Raw genomic sequence first — 3,742 nt, 5'->3', positions numbered from 1 at the left:
GACGCCTAAATAGTTTCCTAATGCTTTTTGAGAAAGCCTCATGGCAATTCTTCTTTGACGAATTCTTTTGCCTATCAAAATGTCGATAAAACTTGGATTTTTGGTTTGCACTTCAAGCCCCCCTCCGGTTGCGAGCGCCCTCGCATTGGTATTCCGGGAGTCTAAAAGTACTGAGCTTAATCAGCTTTTTGCTTTTAGTGCGGAAACGCACCTGGACATAGCAAAATCTCCCGGAATTCCGGGATACCCGCAATGCGGGATAAATTTATGTATTAAGCTTTCGGGCTTTTAGCTCCCTATTTGATCGTTGCGTGGACGATCAAAAACACGTGCTTATCAATAAAGTAATTTCAGGAGATTGGCAAGAAAAATCAAAATAATCTCAAAGACTATAAGATTGGGTACTTTTTAAAAAAGTGCGAAATATGGATTATAAATCGCGTTTTTTTGCTATCAAAATATCGATAAAATTTGGATTTTTAGTTTGCACTTCAAGCCCCCCTCCGGTTGCGAGCGCCCTCGCATTGGTATTCCGGGAGTCAAAAATACTGAACCTAAATCAGCTTTTTGCTTTTAGTGCGGAAACGCACCTGGACATAGCAAAATCTCCCGGAATTCCGGGATACTCGCAATGCGGGATAAATTTATGTATTAAGCTTTCGGGCTTTTAGCTCCCTATTGGTCGTTGCGTATACGACCAAACTTACACTTTAAGTGATAAAGTAATTTCAGAAGATTGGCAAATAAAAATAGTTTTTATTTATAAACTTTATTTTTTAATGAGAGGCTTTCCGCCTCTCAAACTCTCCGGAACGCTCACCAAAATCATGAGATCAGACCCGCGTTTAATGAGGGGACTAACAATCCTAGGTTCTTAAGGTCAAGGAGACCATTACATGGCGCCTAACGGCGTCCTTGACCCAAGAACTTAACGGCTTGTTTTGTCCCTCTCACGCGGCTCCGAAATCATGATTAGAAGGGGAGCTTATAGGGGTGGTGATATCCGGCATATCAATTTATCAACGTGTTTTTTTAGAGTGTGATGAATATTTTAGGCTGGATTTTTTTGTCGCGTTTGATGAAATAAGCTCGTTTGAGGGTGGGTGATCTGAAGTGCTTGGGGGAGATTGGCTAGGCAAGAAGCTGGGTTAATACTATTGTTTATAGAGTGGCGTGGGGTGGAAGTTTCATTTGGCTTTATTCTGTGAATCTGTAAAAGCGTGAAAACGTATATTCGTGAAAAAGGAAAGGCTTTATGTTGTTAGGGGCGTTGTGGTTAATGATACGCAATGTATGGGGATCGTGTTTTCGAAGGTAGGGAGAGCAACATAAATGAAAGGAGTGGCTTAGAGGAAATGTGTGGAGAGAGGGAAAATGGGGCAAGGGTGTACGGGAATACATAGAGTGTGGAGGGGGGCGGTGAATCATGTTGTGAATGGTGTGTGAAGAATGGAGAAGGTTTTGAAAAAAGGAGGGGGCTTTTGGTGTGGGGAGTGGTGTTTATCTGAAGGGCGCATGTTTAAGGTGTGGAAGGCGGAAGGTGAGGAAAAGTTGGAGGGAGGAGGATTGTTTGTAAGTTGTGGAGGGATTAGTCAGAGGTATTGGGAAAATGCTTTAGGGGAAAAATTAGCGTAATTTCTTGTCATACTGAAACCAAAATCATCATAAAAATTGAAGGAAATTAGCGGGTAAAATTGGTGGAGAGAAAGTTTTAATTCTTAAGGTGTGAGGTGATGTTTTTTGAGAACATGAGAGAGTAAACTTGAAAAACCTTTCCCTTTTTGTGGAATTTTTATTCACAAACTTAAGAAAATAGGGTATGAACGCTGGAAATAACGCGCAGCTTAACAAAATATGTGCACTGTAAAGGAAATGTTTGTTTATGTCAAAAGAAGAAGTTTTAGAATTTTCTGGTATCGTTACTGAACTCTTACCTAACGCGATGTTTCGTGTGAAACTGGAAAATGATCATGAAATTATTGCCCATACCGCTGGTAGAATGCGGAAAAATCGTATACGGGTGTTGGCCGGTGATAAAATCATGGTGGAAATGACACCTTATGATTTGACAAAAGGGCGTATTACATATCGCTATAAGTAGCCTCGTGGGTGGCTTGTGCTTTTTTCTAAAAGCTATCATATTATTTCTATTATTTTTTAACAGTTTTTTAGTTTGCTTTTCATGAGTGAAAAAAGGGAAGTATTTGAAGGTCCTTGAAAAACTGTAAAATCAATGCAAAAAAAGGATAAGGAGATTAATGGTGCTTAAAAGGGGGTGCTTAAAAAGGGGCCGCGTAAAAGGGGGTGCGTAAAAGGGGGGTGAGAGGGAAGTCAATTGTGAAGGGGTGGAAATGAGAAATATAAGAGAGTGGGGGGAAAAACGTTTGGCAGATACTCTTACAGAAGAAATTCATTTGGTGCTTGCCTCCGCTTCGCCAAGGCGTTTAGCGCTCTTGGCACAAATAGGGATTGATCCGCAGCAGGTTTATGCAAGTGATATTGATGAAACACCAAAATTAAAAGAACATCCTGCAAAGCTTGCCAAACGTTTGGCAAAAGAAAAAGCGCTGAAAGCCCAAGAGATTTTGCGCTGGTACAGTCAGAATGGTCAAGACGAGTTGCAGAATGGTCAAGAAAAATTACCTGGACAGAAAATGATTATCTTAGCGGCTGATACGGTGGTGGCTGTGGGGCGGACCATTCTCCCCAAACCAGAAAGCGAGGATGAGGCTTATGAATGTTTACGATACCTTTCTGGGCGTTCGCATAAGGTCTATGGCGCCATTTGTGCGCTCAATGAACATGGAAAAATAACCGTAAAATTGGTTGAAAGTCGTGTCCGTTTTAGACGCTTAACCTCTGCCATGATGAAGGCTTACCTTGCTTCAGGAGAATGGCAAGGGAAAGCGGGTGGCTACGCTATCCAAGGAAAAGCCGGTGCTTTTGTTGTCTATATCAGGGGATCTTATTCTAATGTTGTGGGATTGCCTTTGGCTGAAACAGCCGATCTCTTGATCGCTTATCACTATCCACTTTTCACTCACTGGGCTGAAGAAACGCATTAGAAAAACTGTAAGGCAAGTTCAATGCAAGGTGAAAAGCAACAAAAAGAGAAAAAAAATGAAAAAAAAGGAACAGAAGAAAAGTTAATGAACGAGCAGAAGACAAAGGTGCGCCAAGAACAAAAAGAGCTAAATTTGCAAAAAGAGACCCGTCCTCCGCATCCTTGTCCTATTTGTGGTCAAATGTCACAAAAATCTTCATATCCTTTTTGTTCCACACGGTGCCGAGCCATTGATCTTAATCGTTGGCTTTCAGGCTCTTATATTTTACCGCCTCCTCCACAGAAAAGTGATGAAGAAGAATAAAGGGGGCTTCCTCTTGAGAAGAGGACGCTCAGAGCGTTTTTTTGTGTGGGAGCTAAAGGAAGGCGCGCGGGATTATCCTATATCAATGGATTCAAGAGCTGGATTAATGGCTTGGTTATTGTCGTCATTCGCAAAGACGCAGATTAAGTTCAATCAACGATGGAAGTTTTAATACATATATAAGACTTATCCCCAGTGGTTTTGTTACCATGGATAATTATAAATTGCCTTGTTACAGGAAGGTCGATAGTGCTTTGTTGCGTGAAAGTTGTTGGTGCCTTTAGGGTGTGAGGAAAAATTGGTCATCTAATCAGTATTGCTAAGGAAAAAGAAGGGGGGCGTGTTTTGGTGCAAAGAGGTGGGGCAATAAAAAA

General features: G+C 41.4%; 4 protein-coding genes and 1 pseudogene. 4 read left to right on the top strand and 1 reads right to left on the bottom strand.

Going from position 1 to position 3,742, the window contains the following annotated elements; translation table 11 throughout:
- A pseudogene (locus ACFILH_RS01625) lies at positions 1–111 on the bottom strand (transcriptional regulator); the annotation flags it as partial.
- Positions 112–1,449: 1,338 nt separating this feature from the next.
- On the opposite strand from ACFILH_RS01625, the gene ACFILH_RS01620 reads away from it, so the two are divergent.
- The 4 genes from ACFILH_RS01620 to yacG all read left to right on the top strand — a co-directional run bounded on the left by ACFILH_RS01620 (position 1,450) and on the right by yacG (position 3,368).
- Positions 1,450–1,635, top strand: a complete 186-nt coding sequence (locus ACFILH_RS01620; RefSeq protein ID WP_375664172.1) for a hypothetical protein — start codon at positions 1,450–1,452, stop codon at positions 1,633–1,635.
- A gap of 247 nt (positions 1,636–1,882) precedes the next feature.
- Positions 1,883–2,101: a translation initiation factor IF-1 gene (gene infA / locus ACFILH_RS01615; protein WP_004857577.1), complete on the top strand. Its 219-nt coding sequence runs from the start codon at positions 1,883–1,885 to the stop codon at positions 2,099–2,101.
- A gap of 250 nt (positions 2,102–2,351) precedes the next feature.
- Complete coding sequence (locus ACFILH_RS01610) at positions 2,352–3,065, top strand: Maf family nucleotide pyrophosphatase (protein WP_273790830.1); 714 nt, start codon at positions 2,352–2,354, stop codon at positions 3,063–3,065.
- A gap of 21 nt (positions 3,066–3,086) precedes the next feature.
- Positions 3,087–3,368, top strand: a complete 282-nt coding sequence (gene yacG / locus ACFILH_RS01605; protein WP_273790829.1) for a DNA gyrase inhibitor YacG — start codon at positions 3,087–3,089, stop codon at positions 3,366–3,368.
- Positions 3,369–3,742: the final 374 nt, after the last annotated feature.

It is taken from the genome of Bartonella sp. CL435QHHD (assembly GCF_042195095.1).
GTDB lineage: Bacteria > Pseudomonadota > Alphaproteobacteria > Rhizobiales > Rhizobiaceae > Bartonella.
Note: the sequence above shows the minus strand (reverse complement) of the source record. Positions and strands in the feature narration are given on the sequence as shown.

What these genes read in the sequence shown, in the direction of transcription:
- ACFILH_RS01620 (WP_375664172.1), top strand. Translation starts at nt 1,450, where the DNA reads ATGGAGAAGGTTTTGAAAAAAGGAGGGGGCTTTTGGTGTGGGGAGTGG.
- infA (WP_004857577.1), top strand. Translation starts at nt 1,883, where the DNA reads ATGTCAAAAGAAGAAGTTTTAGAATTTTCTGGTATCGTTACTGAACTC.
- ACFILH_RS01610 (WP_273790830.1), top strand. Translation starts at nt 2,352, where the DNA reads ATGAGAAATATAAGAGAGTGGGGGGAAAAACGTTTGGCAGATACTCTT.
- yacG (WP_273790829.1), top strand. Translation starts at nt 3,087, where the DNA reads ATGCAAGGTGAAAAGCAACAAAAAGAGAAAAAAAATGAAAAAAAAGGA.